Annotated in this window: 17 protein-coding genes; 7 read left to right on the top strand and 10 right to left on the bottom strand. The window is 51.6% G+C overall.

Going from position 1 to position 16780, the window contains the following annotated elements:
- Window positions 1–106 precede the first annotated feature (106 nt).
- A complete protein-coding gene (gene lnt / locus HQ393_RS16625; RefSeq protein ID WP_179356757.1) occupies window positions 107–1585 on the top strand; it encodes an apolipoprotein N-acyltransferase in 1479 nt (492 codons plus the stop codon).
- A gap of 148 nt (window positions 1586–1733) precedes the next feature.
- Entirely contained in the window at window positions 1734–2606 is an 873-nt protein-coding gene (locus HQ393_RS16620) for a substrate-binding periplasmic protein (RefSeq protein WP_179356755.1), read from the top strand.
- A gap of 41 nt (window positions 2607–2647) precedes the next feature.
- On the opposite strand, the gene HQ393_RS16615 is transcribed toward HQ393_RS16620, so the two are convergent.
- From HQ393_RS16615 to HQ393_RS16605, 3 genes are read right to left on the bottom strand one after another with little or no spacing between them, the layout of a single operon-like run.
- Window positions 2648–3199: an RDD family protein gene (locus HQ393_RS16615; protein WP_179356754.1), complete on the bottom strand. Its 552-nt coding sequence runs from the start codon at window positions 3197–3199 to the stop codon at window positions 2648–2650.
- Between the two features lie 13 nt (window positions 3200–3212).
- Window positions 3213–3536, bottom strand: a complete 324-nt coding sequence (locus HQ393_RS16610; protein ID WP_179356752.1) for a hypothetical protein — start codon at window positions 3534–3536, stop codon at window positions 3213–3215.
- Window positions 3533–4093 carry an RNA polymerase sigma factor gene (locus tag HQ393_RS16605; protein ID WP_179356750.1) on the bottom strand — a complete coding sequence of 187 codons (561 nt, stop codon included), beginning with the start codon at window positions 4091–4093 and terminating at the stop codon, window positions 3533–3535. Before HQ393_RS16605 ends, HQ393_RS16610 begins: the two co-directional genes overlap by 4 nt.
- A gap of 418 nt (window positions 4094–4511) precedes the next feature.
- Between HQ393_RS16605 and ilvB the strand changes: the two genes are divergently transcribed.
- The 3 genes from ilvB (at window position 4512) to ilvC (ending at window position 7995) form a co-directional block, all read left to right on the top strand.
- Window positions 4512–6272, top strand: a complete 1761-nt coding sequence (gene ilvB / locus HQ393_RS16600) for a biosynthetic-type acetolactate synthase large subunit (protein ID WP_179358555.1) — start codon at window positions 4512–4514, stop codon at window positions 6270–6272.
- 13 nt (window positions 6273–6285) lie between these two features.
- On the top strand, window positions 6286–6777 hold the full coding sequence (ilvN, locus tag HQ393_RS16595; RefSeq protein WP_179356748.1) for an acetolactate synthase small subunit: 492 nt from the start codon (window positions 6286–6288) through the stop codon (window positions 6775–6777).
- Between the two features lie 201 nt (window positions 6778–6978).
- The gene (ilvC, locus tag HQ393_RS16590; protein WP_179358554.1) at window positions 6979–7995 is read left to right on the top strand and encodes a ketol-acid reductoisomerase; all 1017 of its coding nucleotides are present in this window, start codon (window positions 6979–6981) and stop codon (window positions 7993–7995) included.
- Window positions 7996–8101: 106 nt separating this feature from the next.
- On the opposite strand, the gene HQ393_RS16585 is transcribed toward ilvC, so the two are convergent.
- Window positions 8102–8863, bottom strand: coding sequence for a substrate-binding periplasmic protein (locus HQ393_RS16585; RefSeq protein WP_179356738.1), 762 nt, complete (start codon window positions 8861–8863; stop codon window positions 8102–8104).
- Between the two features lie 245 nt (window positions 8864–9108).
- A complete protein-coding gene (gene asd, locus HQ393_RS16580) occupies window positions 9109–9948 on the bottom strand; it encodes an archaetidylserine decarboxylase (protein ID WP_179356736.1) in 840 nt (279 codons plus the stop codon).
- A 135-nt stretch (window positions 9949–10083) separates the two neighbouring features.
- Between asd and pssA the strand changes: the two genes are divergently transcribed.
- Both pssA and HQ393_RS16570 read left to right on the top strand, forming a co-directional pair.
- Window positions 10084–10857 carry a CDP-diacylglycerol--serine O-phosphatidyltransferase gene (gene pssA, locus HQ393_RS16575; RefSeq protein WP_179358553.1) on the top strand — a complete coding sequence of 258 codons (774 nt, stop codon included), beginning with the start codon at window positions 10084–10086 and terminating at the stop codon, window positions 10855–10857.
- Between the two features lie 128 nt (window positions 10858–10985).
- On the top strand, window positions 10986–12776 hold the full coding sequence (locus tag HQ393_RS16570) for a 2-isopropylmalate synthase (RefSeq protein WP_179356734.1): 1791 nt from the start codon (window positions 10986–10988) through the stop codon (window positions 12774–12776).
- 362 nt (window positions 12777–13138) lie between these two features.
- Here HQ393_RS16570 and HQ393_RS16565 read toward each other — a convergent pair whose 3' ends face one another.
- The 5 genes from HQ393_RS16565 to wrbA all read right to left on the bottom strand — a co-directional run bounded on the left by HQ393_RS16565 (window position 13139) and on the right by wrbA (window position 16761).
- Window positions 13139–14575 carry an IS1182 family transposase gene (locus tag HQ393_RS16565; RefSeq protein ID WP_179356732.1) on the bottom strand — a complete coding sequence of 479 codons (1437 nt, stop codon included), beginning with the start codon at window positions 14573–14575 and terminating at the stop codon, window positions 13139–13141.
- A gap of 169 nt (window positions 14576–14744) precedes the next feature.
- Window positions 14745–15029, bottom strand: a complete 285-nt coding sequence (locus HQ393_RS16560; protein WP_218871231.1) for a hypothetical protein — start codon at window positions 15027–15029, stop codon at window positions 14745–14747.
- Window positions 15030–15225: 196 nt separating this feature from the next.
- Window positions 15226–15705 (bottom strand): hypothetical protein, encoded by a 480-nt coding sequence (locus HQ393_RS16555; RefSeq protein WP_179356728.1) that lies wholly within the window; start codon window positions 15703–15705, stop codon window positions 15226–15228.
- A 76-nt stretch (window positions 15706–15781) separates the two neighbouring features.
- Complete coding sequence (locus tag HQ393_RS16550; RefSeq protein ID WP_179356726.1) at window positions 15782–16162, bottom strand: DUF2069 domain-containing protein; 381 nt, start codon at window positions 16160–16162, stop codon at window positions 15782–15784.
- Window positions 16159–16761 carry an NAD(P)H:quinone oxidoreductase gene (wrbA, locus tag HQ393_RS16545; RefSeq protein ID WP_179356724.1) on the bottom strand — a complete coding sequence of 201 codons (603 nt, stop codon included), beginning with the start codon at window positions 16759–16761 and terminating at the stop codon, window positions 16159–16161. Before wrbA ends, HQ393_RS16550 begins: the two co-directional genes overlap by 4 nt.
- Between the last annotated feature and the right edge of the window lie 19 nt (window positions 16762–16780).

Genomic DNA, 16780 nt, shown 5'->3' with positions numbered 1-16780 from the left:
CGTTACCCCTATCGCACCCGAATCTGCCGCGCGCAATTCGGGTGTTTTCTTTTCGGCGTGGCTGCATGTTAAGCTGACGCCCAATTCAATGCATGCAAAAACCCCAATGACACTCCGCCCCATTCAACAACTCGCACTCCAACTCATTGCTGGCGCGATCAGTGTTTTTGCCTTTGCCCCGGTATCGCAATTCTGGCTGATGCCGATTTCATTGCTGGCTTTGTTCTGGGGCATACAACAAGCGCGCCGCACGCGCGAAGCCGCAGGCTATGCATTTGCTTGGGGCACGGGGTATTTCTGCGCAAACATTAGCTGGGTTTATATTAGCCTGCATACCTATGGTGGTATGCCAATCTGGATGGCCGCGGGCAGTACTTTGGCTTTTGCACTGTTTCTGGCATTGTTTCCCGCACTCGCAGCCTTGCTCACGCGCCGTCTGCCTTGCCAAGACAGCCTGCGCTACACGCTACTCGCGCCAACGCTGTTTATGATTTTTGAATGGGTCCGCGGCTGGATATTTACCGGATTCCCATGGGCATCGGTCGGTGGATCACAGCTAGAAACGCTCAGCGGGCTATACCCCATTGTTGGCAGCTATGGCGTGGGCTTGGTGTTGTGTCTTGTGGTGGCCGTATTTTTATATGAAAAACGCCTTGGTCTTGGGCTGGCATTCGCCCTCATCAGCACCAGCGCCCTACTCAATCACATCAATTGGACGACCCCACTCGGCGCGCCGGTTAAAGTTAGCCTCTTGCAGGGCAATATCGCACAATCAATGAAATGGAATCAGGCCGCCTATGTCGATAGCCTCGGCGCGTACATGACTCTGGCGCAGCAAGCCAAAGGGCAACTGATTGTTTTTCCTGAAACCGCAATTCCGTCTTTTTTAGAAGCCATGCCCGACTGGTATCTGGGCGATCTGCGCGCCCTGATGGCGCAAAAGAAAGCCGCGATGATTTTGGGCGTCGCCACCAGCAGCGACGATGGCACGCAACATTTCAACGCGGCGGTTGATTTAAGCAACCCCAAGCTCAACCCCTATGAAAAGCAGCATCTAGTCCCCTTTGGCGAATACATCCCATTGCCGCAAGTATTTGGTCCGGTGTATCAATTTCTGGATATGCCGCTACTGGGGCTAAATCGTGGCGAAGCCATCCAGACCCCATTTGCGTTGGCCGGCGGCAAAATCGCGGCCAATATCTGCTACGAAGACGCCTTTGGTCATGAAATCCGCCAAAATGCAGTCAATGCCACGCTACTGGCAAATCTCACTAATATGGCGTGGTTTGATGGCTCTTGGGCCGCCGAGCAACACGCAGAAATGGCGCGCGCCCGCGCACTGGAAAATGGTCGCTACCTGATCCGTGCCACCAACACCGGCAAAACGGCGATTATCGACGACAAAGGTCGCATCACTGCCAGCCTGCCACCGCAACAGCGCGCAGTACTAGAGGGTGAAGTCCAACACCGAACCGGCACCACGCCCTACCAAATTTGGGGCGACTGGCTCATCGTGGCGATTTGGTTTGGTATTTTATTTGGCCTAGCTATTTGGCGCCGCCAATGGAAAGGGCAGTCCATCTGAAGCCTGCATGACATACCCAGCTCATTGCCGAATCAACAGCGATAAAATTGCGTTGTTGTATTGCTGTTCGGGAAGCGGTTTACTTCCGACGCTGCACTATCAGTCGCTGTAACATAAAGTTACTTCACCTAGCCAGCAGCGACACGTGATGACATTTAAGCCTGCCATTTTGCTTTATCTGCTTTGCGCTTTGCTTTCCCCCTTGATGGCACAAGGTGATGAGCAAATTATTCGGATGCGCCCAAAGCAAGGGGCGATAGACACCAGTCATGATTACTTTATTGGCTTGGTGAGGCTTGCGCTGCAAAAAACACCCGAGCAAGGCCCCGCCCGCATCGTCGAAATTAGCACAGATATGCCCCAAGCCCGCGCGCTGCTTGAGTTAAGCCGCGGCAATTTGATCGACCTTGATTGGGCGGGCACTAATATTGAACGCGAAAAATTGCTACGACCGATCCGTATTCCACTCGATGGCGGGCTGCTTGGCCATCGCGCACTCGTGATTCGCAAAGAAAGCATTCCCCAATTTGGCCAGATCAAAACCGCACAAGACTTAGCCAAATACACTGGAATTCAAGGCTCGCAATGGCCCGATACCGCCATTTTGGAGCTGGCAGGCTTAAAAATCGAAAAGCCGCCCAAGTTTGAAATGATGTATCCGATGCTGATCAATCGGCGCGGCGATTACTTCCCGCGCGGCTTAAACGAGGTGTACGCGGAGTTTGCGACGCTGAATAACCCTGATCTGGTGGTTTACGATAAGTTATTGCTGGTCTACAAAATGCCGATGTATTTTTTCACCGCCAAGAACAATACCGTGCTTGCCACTCGGATTGAAAAAGGCCTGCGCCAAGCGATCAGTGACGGCAGCATGCTCGACTATATGAAGAAAAGCCCAGTGACTGCGAAGCTCTTCCCACTCAGTAAATATCAAGGCAGCAGAAAGATTTACCTGAATAACCCCAGTCTGCCGCCGGAAACACCGATCAACGATGCGAGTTTGTGGCTCAATCTGAACTAGAAATACACGCATAAAAAAACGCCTCTTCAGAGGCGTTTTTTTTATTTCTTCGGTTTGCTATTGGCAATCCGGGTCTTGGCGATTCGATCTTGCAACAACTGCTTATCAGCATCGAAGCAAGCAAAAAGCCAGGGCACAAAAAACCAAACCGTCCCTAGCCACGCCCATAGCTTCGCTTCAGGGTGATAAATGGCGAGCACCCAGAGCGGCAGCAAGGGGAGATAAAAAACGCTGGCAATTGCAAACCGTACCGCAGCCATACCCCAGCTCAATTGCCCCGCTCGCGGCGCAATCCGCATCCGCCAAGTCATCATCGCCAGCGTTTGTCCGCGCGTCCAACACCAACCAAAGTAGGCAAAGCATACCGCCAGCAACCATACCCCACTCAGTACTCGCACCCAAACCAATCCAGAAAATGCTTCCGGCGATATACCTGCAAATAGCTGGATCAAACCCTGAAAAATCCCCACGGCAATCAGCAATACGGCGGCCAGTAATAAGCCCTCATACAGAAAGGCAACAAATCGGCGCCCCCATGCGGCGTTTTGTTCATGTTTTTCAATAACGGATGCTGCTGACTGATTCGACTTCACGCCATACCCTGCTTTAATAATCCAAACTGTAATAAATCACTTCATCGACCAAATCCTGTGTGGCCGCCACATTTTGCTGCTGCCGCGCTTGTTGCCAGTAAGTCAAAGCAGCGACCACCAGCAAGGCAGAAATGCCCCAGCGCCAACTGTGCGATCCATGAACTCGGCTCAAGACCGAGCCATGCACCCGCGGGCCAGAAGCCTGCACGGCTTGCTCGCGCGCGGCAGCCAGCTTGGCACGAACCACCGAATTAGGTTCAGCGCTAGCGAGGGTTTTGCCCAGTTGCTGCGCAAAATCCTGTTCATGACGATCGTCGCTCAAGATTGGTCGCTTCATAATGTCACCCCTCGCTCACTTAACCATTTTGCCAGCGTATGACAGGCACGAGAACAATGCGTTTTGACGCTCCCTTCCGAGCATCCCATAATTTGCGCCGTTTCTGCCACATCCATCTCTTCCCAATAACGCAGCAAAAAGGCTTCACGTTGACGCGCGGGCAATAAACTTAAGCCCTCTTCGATCAAGGCCATATGCTGACGTTGGCTAATTTGCATCTCGACCGTCGGCGAGCCTTCATCGGCCAAATAATCGAGTGGATCATCCTGCTCGCCCGTCGCGTCGTCACGACTCGAAAAAGACGAAAACAAACTGACCCACAAGCCACGCACTTTCTGGCGACGCAAATAATCGCGAATGGTGTTTTGCAAAATACGCTGAAACAGCAGCGGCCATTCAGCCTCAGGTTGCTGGGCGTAATGCGTTGATAATTTCAGCATCGCATCTTGCACCACATCGAGCGCAGTATCGCGATCACGAAGGGCAATCCAAGCCTGACGCCACGCTCGTTGCTCGACGCTTGCCAGAAATTGCGCCAAATCGCTCGGTGCGGCCAATGAGAATATCCTCGAAAAAGGAGCGTTAAAAGACTTGAAATATCACTGCAAAAACAGGGCATTGATACTAGCAAACCGCCCCATAAACAGCCAGAAAAACTTGCCAATTCCCTCGCCATCGGGTAACTTTACAGCCCTACACCCAGTCACACCAGCTGTTCGATGACGTTAAGCGTCGCGATCAGCACCGGATAGCTTGCGCCAACGCATCATCTCTCGTATCAATACCGACCAAAAGTTGGTAGATGGCGACCAAGCTCGGTACTAAGGTTTTGTTGCAGCCTAAGGGTTACTCGCCTGCTAGGTCAGCAAAACCGATAGGGTTGATACAACCCGCCCCCGCATTGCCGTGCAGGGGAATTCCATATTGCCTTTGGCATATGGATTGCCGATCAACATTGACTCAGGACTCAAACCGATGGAAATTTCGGGCGCAGAAATTCTCGCGCGATGTCTGGCGGAAGAAAACGTAGAATTCGTTTTCGGCTATCCAGGCGGCGCAGTGTTGGAAATCTATGATGCGATTTTCAAACAAAACAAATTCAAACACGTACTCGTTCGCCATGAACAAGCTGCCGTGCACGCAGCCGATGCTTACTCACGCTCTTCCGAAAAAATCGGCGTAGCGCTGGTGACATCTGGCCCGGGCGCAACCAATGCCATTACCGGCATTGCGACCGCGTTTATGGATTCGATCCCGATGGTGGTGATTTCCGGCCAAGTCGGCACCCCCATGATCGGCTCGGACGCGTTCCAAGAAGTCGACATGGTCGGCTGTTCACGCCCGGTTGTGAAACACAACTTCTTGGTTAAAGACGTGAAAGACCTTGCGGCTACCGTGAAAAAGGCTTTCCACATTGCAACTACAGGCCGTCCAGGCCCTGTTGTAATTGACGTGCCCAAAGACGTAACGCAAGCCAAAGCCGTATTTGACTATCCAAAATCAGTGTCAATCCGCAGTTACAACCCGCCAGTAAAAGGCCATCCAGGCCAGATCAAGAAAGCGGCGACTTTGCTCGAGCAAGCGAAACGCCCCTTTATTTATGTGGGCGGCGGCGCGATTTTGGGCAATGCAGCAGCAGAAGTGACCGAACTGGTTCGCATGCTCAATGTACCTTGCACCAATACGCTAATGGGCTTGGGCGCATACCCAGGCTCTGATCCGCTGTTTGTTGGCATGCTTGGCATGCACGGCACGTATGAAGCCAATATGGCGATGCAATACGCCGACACGATCATTGCGATCGGCGCGCGTTTTGACGACCGTGTGATTTCATCGCCAGCGCATTTTGCTTCGCAAGCGAAGAAAATCGTTCAGATCGATATCGATCCATCTTCGATCGCTAAGCGCGTGAAAGTGGATGTACCTATTGTTGGCGATGTCAAAGACGTGTTGAAAGACCTGATCGCGATCTTGAAAGAAGCCAATATCCGCCCAAGCGAAAAAGCACTGAATGCCTGGTGGGATCAGATCAACGATTGGCGCAAACCCAACAGCCTGTGGTACGCGCAAGACGACGAAATTATTCAGCCGCAATTTGTGATGCAAAAGCTGTTTGAAGTGACCGGTGGCAACGCCATCATTACTTCAGACGTGGGCCAGCACCAAATGTTTACGGCGCAGTATTACCAGTTCAACCGTCCTCGCCAATGGATTAATTCGGGCGGCTTGGGCACGATGGGCTTTGGTTTACCTGCGGCAATGGGCGCGCAACTGGCGAACCCGTACGCGGATGTGGCTTGTATTACCGGCGACGGCTCGATCCAGATGAATATTCAGGAATTGTCGACGTGCAAGCAGTACCACACGCCAGTCAAAATCATTAACTTGAATAATGGTTACCTCGGCATGGTGCGCCAGTGGCAAGAATTCTTCTACGGCACGCGTTATTCCGAGTCGTATGTCGATGCGCTACCTGACTTTGTCAAATTGGCAGAAGCGTATGGCCACGTGGGCATGCAAATCACCAAACCCGCCGACGTTGAGCCTGCTTTGCGTGAAGCGTTTGCAATGAAAGAGCGTCTGGTATTTATGGATTTCCTGACTAATCCAAAAGCCAATGTCTTCCCGATGATTCAAAACGGGAAAGGCCTCAACCAGATGGACTTGCCGCCGCACATGCAAAACATGCAGCTCACGCCATTTGAAAACAACCGTGACTACGGCAATCTTTGCTAAGGAGAGATGAATCATGCGTCATATTTTGTCTGTCCTGATTGAAAACGAAGCCGGCGCGCTGTCGCGCGTAACGGGTCTGTTTTCTGCCCGCGGTTACAATATTGATTCTTTGACGGTGCAAACCACCGAAGATCCAACGATGAGCCGGATGACGATTGTTACCCACGGCTCAGAAGATGTGATCGAACAAATCACCAAGCAGCTCAACAAGCTGATCGAAGTGGTTAAAGTGATCGACCTGAACGAGGCTGATCATATCGAGCGCGAACTAATGCTGATCAAAGTGCGCGCGACGGGCAAAGATCGTGATGAAATGAAACGGATGGCGGATATTTTCCGTGGCCGCATCATTGATGTTACTGAGAAGAGCTACACCATCGAATTGACCGGCCCGGGTGAAAAACTCGACGCCTTTATCAAGGCGCTGGATCAAGCCGCAATTTTGGAAACGGTGCGCACAGGTGCTTCTGGCATCGGCCGTGGCGAACGGATCCTGAAACTTTAAGCAGGGTATTTGCCTGTAGATCAACACAGGCAATATCTGCAAAGCAATACCCATAAGCAACTAGACAAAAGTTTTCATGCAAGGCGCAAAGCCGCAGACAGTACACTTAGTACGGTAAGGCAAAGCAAGGAAGCGTGGGAACTTTTGGTTTAACACTTACAAGCATTACCAATATTAATCAAAGGAAGAATCATCATGGCATTGAACGTTTACTACGATAAAGACACCAACCCAGCCATCATCAAAGGCAAAAAAGTAGCCATCATCGGTTACGGCTCACAAGGCCACGCTCACGCTTGCAACTTGAAAGACTCTGGCGTTGATGTAACTGTAGGTCTGCGTGCTGGCTCAGCAACAGTAAAAAAAGCTGAAGCTCACGGCCTGAAAGTGACTGACGTTGCCACTGCAGTTGCTGCTGCTGACGTAGTGATGATTTTGACTCCGGACGAGTTCCAATCAAAATTGTACAAAGAAGAAATCGAGCCAAACATCAAACAAGGCGCTACTTTGGCCTTCGCTCACGGTTTCGCGATTCACTACAACCAAGTTGTGCCACGCAAAGACCTCGACGTGATCATGGTTGCGCCTAAAGCACCTGGCCACACTGTACGTTCAGAATTCGTACGTGGCGGCGGCGTTCCTGACTTGGTAGCGATCTACCAAAACGCGACGGGCAACGCGAAAGAAGTTGCTTTGTCATACGCTTGGGGCGTGGGCGGCGGCCGCACTGGTATCATCGAAACAACATTCAAAGACGAAACTGAAACTGACTTGTTCGGCGAACAAGCCGTATTGTGCGGTGGCGCGGTTGAATTGGTAAAAATGGGCTTCGAGACTTTGGTTGAAGCCGGTTACGAGCCAGAAATGGCTTACTTCGAGTGCTTGCACGAGTTGAAATTGATCGTTGACTTGATGTTCGAAGGCGGTATCGCGAACATGAACTACTCGATCTCTAACAACGCGGAGTACGGTGAATATGTAACTGGCCCACAAGTAATCAACGAAGAATCTCGCAAAGCAATGCGTCAAGCGCTGAAAAACATTCAGACTGGCGAATACGCTAAGCAATTCATCTTGGAAGGCCAAACTAACTACGCTTCAATGACTGCAGCGCGTCGCAACAACGCAGCGCACGGTATCGAAGTTGTTGGTGCGAAATTGCGCGCGATGATGCCTTGGATTCAAGCGAACAAAATCGTTGACCAAACTAAGAACTAATTCAAACTAAGCATGAATTAGTCGGCCGCCAGATTGATTCTGGCGCTCAACAAAAAACCCAGCCTTGCGCTGGGTTTTTTTATTGGCCAGCGATTGGAAACCCTATTTATTCACCCAAATGGCGCACTTGGATCGCCTTGGCACTGCCATCGCGTTTAAGTCCGGCAATCCCATCATCCAGCATTTTCTTTACCGCCGCAGCTTGGGGATGCTTTTTACTGACCAGAATATGAAAATGCTTCACCGGTTGAACTGGATCAGGCAAATAGGCAATTTGCTCTAGGTTTACTTCATTTTGCTGGCGCATCATTTGAATGACTTCCAGCTGTTCGATGGCCACATCAAAACGCCCCGCCATCATCATGCGCAGCAATATATCGCGCGATTTGGCCGAGGTATCAATATTCAGTTGCCCGCCATATTGATCGTAATTGAAGCCCAAAATACCGCCCAGTGAATAGCGTTTCATATCATCCACACTGCGAATTTGGGGGCGTACGTTAAAACGTTTGACGTTATAAAACAGCACCACATGCGTATCGTACAGTGGCTCAGTAAACAAGGCGTATTGCGCGCGTTCGTCGCGATAGCTGGAATTGGGCACCAGATCAACCGAGCCCGATTCCACTTCGGCTAAACAACGCTTCCACGGCATGATGATATGTTTTGGCCGTATTTGCTGACGCCGCAAGATTTCGTTCACCATATCGACCGCAATGCCTGCCACTTGTCCTTGCGCATCCAGCATGAGGTAGGGTGGCTTTAATCCATCTTCCCAGCAAATACTCAATTGATTGGGCATTGCCGCAGCAACACCAGCAGTGGAGAGCGTCAACAGCGCGGTCAGGCAAAGTTCGGCCAGCTTCATTCTGCCCTCCCAGCAAGCAAAGTCAAACATGGGGTGAATTTCATTCTTTAGCGTAGACAGTCTGCCAGCAGGCACAACTCACTTCTGAAATCGATACAGCTAATCGGCATCTTGCGCTCAAAGCGCAAAATACAATACGCAGAAAATGACATTAGCATATCAATATGGCAATGGGTATATCGCCGGCAGCTTTTTATAAAAAGCACTACAGCAATATACCCATTAAATTTGCGATTCATTATGCCTTAATTGGCCATCATTTCGCCCAATCGCACCGCGCGTGTCGGCTGCCAATCAGGATTAAAGGCTGGAGCACCTTTCGGATAGAGCAATACCACGGTCGAGCCAAGCAAAAAGCGCCCCATTTCAGCGCCCTGCTCCAATACGATCTGTTGATCACGATAATCTTTGGTCCAGACCGACTTGCTGCGTGGCGGATTGACCACGCCATGCCAAACAGTGGCCATACTGCCCACAATCGTCGCCCCGACTAGTACCAGCGCGAAATGACCGAATTCGGATTCAAACATACATACGACGCGTTCATTGCGCGCAAACAACGCATCGACGCCACGCGCCGTGGCGGGGTTTACTGAAAACAGCTCGCCGGGTACATACGTCATCTGCGTCAAACGCCCAGCGCACGGCATATGAATACGGTGATAATCCTTGGGGCTCAGATAAATCGTCGCAAACTGGCCATTTTCAAATTGCTGCGACAGTGCGGCATCGCCACCGAGCAAAGCCGTGGTCGTGAAATGCTTGCCCTTAGCCTGGAAAATCTGATCTTTTTCAATCGCGCCAAACTGGCTAATCGCGCCATCCACTGGGCACACCAGCTTGGCAGCTGCCAATGGGCGCGCGCCAACCTTGAGCTCGCGGGTAAAAAACTCATTAAACGTGGCATAGGCTGCCGGATCAGGATTGGCGGCCTCGCTCATATTGACCTGATATTTACCGATAAACCAGCGAATCACCGCGGTGGTCTTACTACCCGCCTGCAGCCCGGCAAAATAACCAAATAGCTGGGTCAGCGCTTGCTTAGGCAAGATGTGTTGAAAAAGAACAAACAGGCGATCGGACACGGCCAGCCCCAGAATCAATCAAACCGCCGATTATAGCGCAAGGCGGGCTGGCAAGATGCACACAACACTGTTGAGCCTGCCGTGTGTCGGTTACAATCAACACGTTTCTATATCCGCCTTGTCGAGATCAACTTTATGTCGCTCAGCACCAAGCCATCGATCAACTTGCGCCGCCAGGGTATCTATTTACTCCCGAATCTATTTACGCTTGCCGCACTGTTTGGCGGTTTTTATGCGATTGTCCAAGCCATGAACGGTCGTTTTGAGCAAGCCGCGCTGGCGATTTTTGCCTCGATGATACTCGACGGCCTCGATGGTCGTGTCGCTCGCATGACGCATACCCAATCCGAATTCGGCGCACAGTTCGACAGTCTGTCAGACATGGTGTCATTTGGTGTCGCCCCTGCGCTGGTGATGTACGAATGGGGCTTGTCAGATTTTGGCAAGCTCGGCTGGGCGGTGGCCTTTATTTATTGTGCTGGCGCGGCGCTGCGCTTGGCGCGCTTTAACACCAACATCACCATTGTCGACAAACGTTTTTTCCAAGGCCTACCTAGCCCCGCAGCGGCGGCACTGGTCGCCGGTTTGGTTTGGATTAACATCGAGTATCACGATGACCTCAGCTTTCTGATTGAGCTACAGCCCTATACTGCACTGTGCTTTACCTTATTTGCCGGGTTAACCATGGTTTCGAATGTCCCGTACTGGAGCTTTAAAGAGCTGCACATGCGCAAAACGGTACCCTTTGTCTCGCTATTGATTGCAACCTTGGTTTTAGTCATTGGGGCATCGCGCCCAGCCTTGGTCTTATTTAGCTTCTTTATTTGCTATGCCATGTCGGGCTACCTGTATTGGTTTTGGCGCGTACTGAAGAAAAGCAAGCCGCAGGTCGCAAAATCAGACAATTAGTCTAATTATCGCCTTTTAGACAACAAAATAGCGATCAGCAGCACATGATCGCTATTTTTTCGCCCAAACAATTTGACACCATGTCCAAAAATATCTAATCTAAACCCATCAACGCGAAGGAGCACACTGTGTCATTAGACATCGACCGTCTAATTGCTGATTTTGATGGACCAAGTAATCTGGCCGAGCAACTCAATAGCCTATTTCCAGATGATCCGGTGTCCCGCGCAGCGATTTACAAATGGCGTGAACGCGGCAGCTTGCCACTCACCCAAGTGGACAAGCTGGCCAAATTGGCCACAAGCCAAGGCCGCAGTTTTAATATCCAGAACTATATGACGGGCGCGCAACCCGCCCCCACACAGGAGAACACCATGAGTAATAACAATCGCCTGGTTATTTTTGATACCACGCTGCGTGACGGCGAACAGTCGCCCGGCGCGTCGATGACTAAAGAAGAAAAAATCCGCATCGCACGCCAACTTGAAAAACTCGGCGTTGACGTGATCGAAGCGGGCTTTGCCGCCGCCAGCCCAGGCGATGCCGACGCAATCAAAACCATTGCCGGCATCATCGAAAACAGCACCGTCTGTTCTTTGGCGCGTGCCAACGAGCGCGACGTGCGTGCAGCTGGTGAGGCTATCAAAGACGCTAAACGTGGCCGTATCCATACTTTTATCGCGACCAGCCCGATCCACATGGAACACAAGCTGCGCATGACGCCCGATCAAGTTGTTGAAGCTGCGGTCAAAGCCGTCAAAATGGCGCGCGAATACACCGATGACGTGGAATTTTCAGCCGAAGACGCGCTGCGCAGCGATATCGATTTCCTTGCCCGTATTTTTGGCGCAGTGATTGAGGCAGGTGCAACGACACTGAACGTACCCGACACCGTCGGCTACGCCGTACCGCAACGCACCGAAGCGTTTTTCCGCGAACTGATCGCTAAAACACCGGGTGGCGATAAAGTCATCTGGTCGGCACATTGCCATAATGATTTGGGGATGGCCGTGGCCAACTCCCTTGCCGCTGTGCTGGGCGGCGCACGTCAGGTCGAATGCACGATCAACGGCTTGGGTGAGCGCGCGGGCAACGCAGCAATGGAAGAAATCGTCATGGCCACTCGTACCCGCCGCGATATTTTCGGCGTGGAATGTGGCGTTGATGCGACGCAAATCGTACCGACCAGCAAGCTGGTTTCCACCATTACCGGCTACCCAGTGCAACCGAATAAAGCGATTGTGGGCGCGAATGCCTTTGCGCATGAATCGGGGATCCACCAAGACGGCGTACTCAAACACCGTGAAACCTACGAAATCATGAGCGCCGAATCCGTTGGCTGGAGCACCAATCGCTTGAGCCTGGGCAAATTGTCGGGCCGCAATGCGTTTAAAACCAAGCTAGCCGAATTGGGCATTCAAATCGAATCAGAGGAAGCGCTGAACGCTGCATTTGCGCGCTTCAAAGCATTGGCAGATAAAAAGCGCGAGATTTTCGACGAAGACTTGCACGCGCTGGTGTCCGACGAGTTGATTTCTATTGAGCAGGAACACTACAAACTGGTATCGCTGAAAGTAGTATCTGAAACTGGCGAAACACCGCAGGCCGATCTCGTGATCGCCGAAGCGGGCGTAGAACGCCGCGCGACCGCACAAGGCGACGGCACGGTGGATGCGACGTTCAAAGCGATCGAATCATTGTTTAACAGCGGCGCTGAACTGCAATTGTATTCAGTGAATGCCATTACCGCAGGCACTGACAGTCAGGGCGAAGTCACCGTACGCCTCGCTAAAGACGGTCGTATCGTGAATGGCCAAGGTGCAGACACCGATATCATCGTGGCCAGCGCCAAAGCTTATATTTCAGCGCTGAACAAGATTCAAAGCAACGCCGAGCGAGTACATCCGCAGCCGGTTTAACGATTTTGCAGCATCGGGACCGGCGGTTTTTACCCAAAACCGCCGCGAAGCCAAGGCCACAAGCCCGCCGCCTCATACTCAGGACGATGTCTTACCCGATATCGCCGCAGGTACCCACCAAAATCAAAGCCCCGCCAGATCGGCGGGGCTTTTTTATGGGTATATTTACAAACATACTTATTGAATTGAAGCTTATGAATATACCCATAACCAAATTACAGCTCTCGACCCAGGCTGTGTAAAAACGCCAAGACCGACGTGGGTTATTTTGCCTAACCAATTTGAATCACGCGCGTGTTGCTTGAAGTAAACGTAAAACTTCATGAATAACACCACTAAAAACAGCAAAATTAAAAGGCCTTTCAGCCCTTCATTGCCACCAACATTGCTTGATTTCCCATTATGTTCATAACTCGCTTCATGTTATACGCGAGTATATGCAAACTCATCTCTGTACTGACGTGCTTCAAGGTCTTCATTAGGAAATGCGTTGCCCCCATCCAGGCTTTTAGCGTCCCAAAGGGATGTTCAACGGTCTGCCGTCGAATACGCATTGCATCTGGTTGCAATTCCAATCGCTGCTGCGCTTTTTCCAGTACGGCCTCATGCTCCCAGCGACTCACGCGCCGGTAATCACTCGGTGTACATCTGGTCTTGAGCGGGCAACGTGGGCAGTCAGAACTCCAATACCGGCTCATATAGCGCCCAGCTTCCAAGCTCACAAAACGATGAATTAGTCGGCTATTGCCTGGGCAGACATATTCATCACGAGCTGGGTCATAGTGGAATTCATCTTTGCCAAAGCGCCCATCTGCTTTAGCACCTGAGGTTTGCGGTTTCGGCACCAAAACCGTAATGCCCGCCTGTTCACACGCCAGTATTTCATCACCGTTGTAATAACCTCGGTCTACGACCACCTCTATTGTTTCTTGTGCGAGGACTGCTTTGGCTTGTTGGGCCATATTGGCCAGCTGCGTACGGTCATGCCCTTGATTGGTGACCTGATGCGCAATAATTAAATGGTGCTTGGCATCGACAACGGTTTGCACGTTATAACCCACAACACCACTGCCACGGCCGCTGGTCGCCATGGAACGGGCATCTGGGTCGGTGAGTGAAATCTGTTTGTCTGGCGTCTTGGCGAGTTGAGCCTCGACCTCATCCAGGCGGGCCATCTGCGACTTCAGTCGCGCCAACTTGTCCTGCAAGCGGGCGACCTTGGCTTCTGCAATATCGGGCGGTTGCCGGTCTGTAATTTCCATCTCCCGCAGGTAACTTGCAATGTTCGCTTCGATTTGCTCCCGTTGCTTAGCGAGTTTGTTGCTGGTGTAGTTGCGGTCGCGATGATTAACGGCTTTGAACTTGCTGCCATCAATTGCCACAATGGCGTTGCTAAATAAACTGAGTTGCCGACATAACTGGACAAACTGCCCGCAAACCTTGCAAATCGCTGGCCCATTATCTTTGCGGAAATTGGCGATGGTTTTAAAGTCGGGCATTAAGCGACCGGTGAGCCAAATCAGCTCTAGATTCCGGTGGGCTTCACGTTCCAGGCGACGGCTGGATTGGATTCGGTTGAGGTAGCCGTAGATATACAGCTTGAGCATCGTGCTGGGATGGTAGGCTGGGCGGCCAGTGGCTTCTGGCTCAACCCCATCGAAACCGAGTGCCTTTAAATCTAGGTATTCAACGAACTGGTCAACGACCCGGACGGGGTTGTCCGCGCTGATATAATCTTCCAAGCATTCAGGCAACAGCAATGTTTGGGTTCTGCTTTCACCTGCAATGAATCTGGGCATAGAATCATCCTTGGCGGGGAGTTCCAAGAATTATACCGGTCGTGTGTTGAAGCGTTTTTACACAGCCTGGACCCATTGGCGACACTCATTAATCGGTGCAATGAGTGGCTGGCAATAGATGTAAAGCTGTCGCGTCTCGGCCATTCAGGCTGAATGACTTGTTAGCTACTTACTCATATATTTTGCCGCAATACAGAAAAACTGCGAATTGCCGCCATGGGTTGGATTGTGGCAATCCTTGGGTGAGGCCGAAATTGCTATCTTCAGCCCAAGCTATTGCACTCTTTAAGAATGACTCAATCGTCGTGCTCTCCCTGCCATCGGAGTCATGCGGGTGGCTGGGACTCGCCTTCACTTTAATCACAGAGTCGGCTCGGTCTGCGGCCAGTGCACGGACAAAGACTAAGAAAGACTCTGAATCTTTGACCTGATTAAGTAATTCGCTTACGTCCACTTTTGGCACCCTAACCATTAAGCAAGCCTCACTCATTGAAGCCTAACGCATCAACCGAATTACTGTCGTTTGCTATCAGAAAGGCTGCTGACGCACATTCTGGCAAGCGCAAGCGCATAAATACTTCCGCTCATGGCCGAACACGGCCCGCAACCACTCCTTCTGAGTACTCGCAAGCGTAGTTGAGCACTTTTGCTTAAAACGCAGCAACCCCAAGTTCTCCGGCCAACTCCAAAAATCGCTCGAACTTGGCCGTACGCACCAGCACCACTTGCAGTTTGGCGCCACCAATTGGCTTGCTGAAATTGACTCGCGTGTAGAGCGGCGCTAATTCTTCTGCCACTTTGATTATCGCGTCGGCTTCGCTCAAACTAATTAACTCGCTCACGGCCAGATCGAGTTCATCTTCGCCAAATGCATCGGTGATTTGCTCGTACACATCCGCCACGGTGTCACCACGGAAAATCAACCCGCCTTCGAGTTGCTCCAGCAAAACCCATTCGGCCAACGGCATACCTGCTGCGGCACTGTATTGGCTCTCTGGATCATTGGCTAAATAAGCATCGGCATCGGCAGCCGCTTTGGCTACTTCGGCGGTCATTGCGGCAATATCTTCTGCTTCGAGGCTACCATCAGCAAGGATGGTCAATAATTCGTTGATTTTGGCTTGGTTCATCGTATTTCCTAAGTCTTTCAAATAGCCGCTGAATGCGGCCAATATAGTTGTATTGAGATTAATTCGACGTGATTTATTATTCGGCCTGATAGTTGGCCAAAATGCTAGGGCGCGAATATTTGGCGTACAGATTAGCACTGGTGTAGCTGATCACCGCAAATGCCACCTGCAGGCAAGCCAACCAGCGCCCCATTCCAGTTTCAGCATAGGCGCGCATAATACCTTCGAGCAACCAGAGCAGCACAAACATCGTGTACCACTGAAAGGTGTAGCGGCGGCCATGCAATAGGCCACGCAGTGGCAGCAGCATGATCAGTGCTTTGGCCGCCAGCCATGAACCACCGGGGTATAGCGGCGAAAGCCATAATTCCCATAGCATAGTAAGCAATACCATACCTAGTACGCATACCACCGTTGTCCATTGCCAAATGGGGAGTTGCTTCGGGCTTAGTGTCATGCTTCGCCCCCTTGCAGTTTGAGCGCAATTTGCGCAATGCGCTTACCTTGCGCGATGCAGAGCTGGCGCTCGGCTTCAGAAATAGGTTGATTGGATTCCGTTCCCGCCCAATGACTTGGACCGTATGGCGTACCGCCCGTGGTCGTCGACATTAAGGCCTGCTCGGAATAAGGCGTACCGACGATCACCATGCCGTGATGCAGCAACGGCAACATCATCGTCAGCAATGTTGATTCATTGCCACCGTGCAAAGTACCAGAGCTGGTAAACACACAGGCGGGCTTGCCAATCAAAGTACCTTGCAACCACTCGGCGATTGTTGAATCCCAGAAATATTTCATCGGCGCAGCCATATTGCCAAAGCGAGTAGGGCTACCCAAGGCCAAACCAGCACATTCCTGCAAATCTTTGAGCTCTACATACGGCGCGCCAGCATCGGGTACGGCTGGCTCGGTGGCTTCGCATACCGTCGAAACTCGCGGCACAGTTCGCAGCCGTGCGCTGGCGCCCGCTACCGATTCAACACCACGCGCGATCAATTGCGCCATCTGCCGCGTGGCGCCGTGCGTGGAGTAATACAACACCAATATTTCAGTCATTCTCAGGCTCTTTCAAAGT

It is taken from the genome of Chitinibacter bivalviorum (genome assembly GCF_013403565.1).
GTDB lineage: Bacteria > Pseudomonadota > Gammaproteobacteria > Burkholderiales > Chitinibacteraceae > Chitinibacter > Chitinibacter bivalviorum.
This window is presented reverse-complemented; position numbering and strand designations above follow the sequence as displayed.

Bases quoted from the DNA above. Each gene is read 5' to 3' on its own strand.
- lnt (WP_179356757.1), top strand. From the start codon at position 107: ATGACACTCCGCCCCATTCAACAACTCGCACTCCAACTCATTGCTGGC.
- HQ393_RS16620 (WP_179356755.1), top strand. From the start codon at position 1,734: ATGACATTTAAGCCTGCCATTTTGCTTTATCTGCTTTGCGCTTTGCTT.
- HQ393_RS16610 (WP_179356752.1), bottom strand. From the start codon at position 3,536: ATGAAGCGACCAATCTTGAGCGACGATCGTCATGAACAGGATTTTGCG.
- ilvB (WP_179358555.1), top strand. From the start codon at position 4,512: ATGGAAATTTCGGGCGCAGAAATTCTCGCGCGATGTCTGGCGGAAGAA.
- ilvN (WP_179356748.1), top strand. From the start codon at position 6,286: ATGCGTCATATTTTGTCTGTCCTGATTGAAAACGAAGCCGGCGCGCTG.
- HQ393_RS16585 (WP_179356738.1), bottom strand. From the start codon at position 8,863: ATGAAGCTGGCCGAACTTTGCCTGACCGCGCTGTTGACGCTCTCCACT.
- pssA (WP_179358553.1), top strand. From the start codon at position 10,084: ATGTCGCTCAGCACCAAGCCATCGATCAACTTGCGCCGCCAGGGTATC.
- HQ393_RS16565 (WP_179356732.1), bottom strand. From the start codon at position 14,575: ATGCCCAGATTCATTGCAGGTGAAAGCAGAACCCAAACATTGCTGTTG.
- HQ393_RS16555 (WP_179356728.1), bottom strand. From the start codon at position 15,705: ATGAACCAAGCCAAAATCAACGAATTATTGACCATCCTTGCTGATGGT.
- HQ393_RS16550 (WP_179356726.1), bottom strand. From the start codon at position 16,162: ATGACACTAAGCCCGAAGCAACTCCCCATTTGGCAATGGACAACGGTG.
- wrbA (WP_179356724.1), bottom strand. From the start codon at position 16,761: ATGACTGAAATATTGGTGTTGTATTACTCCACGCACGGCGCCACGCGG.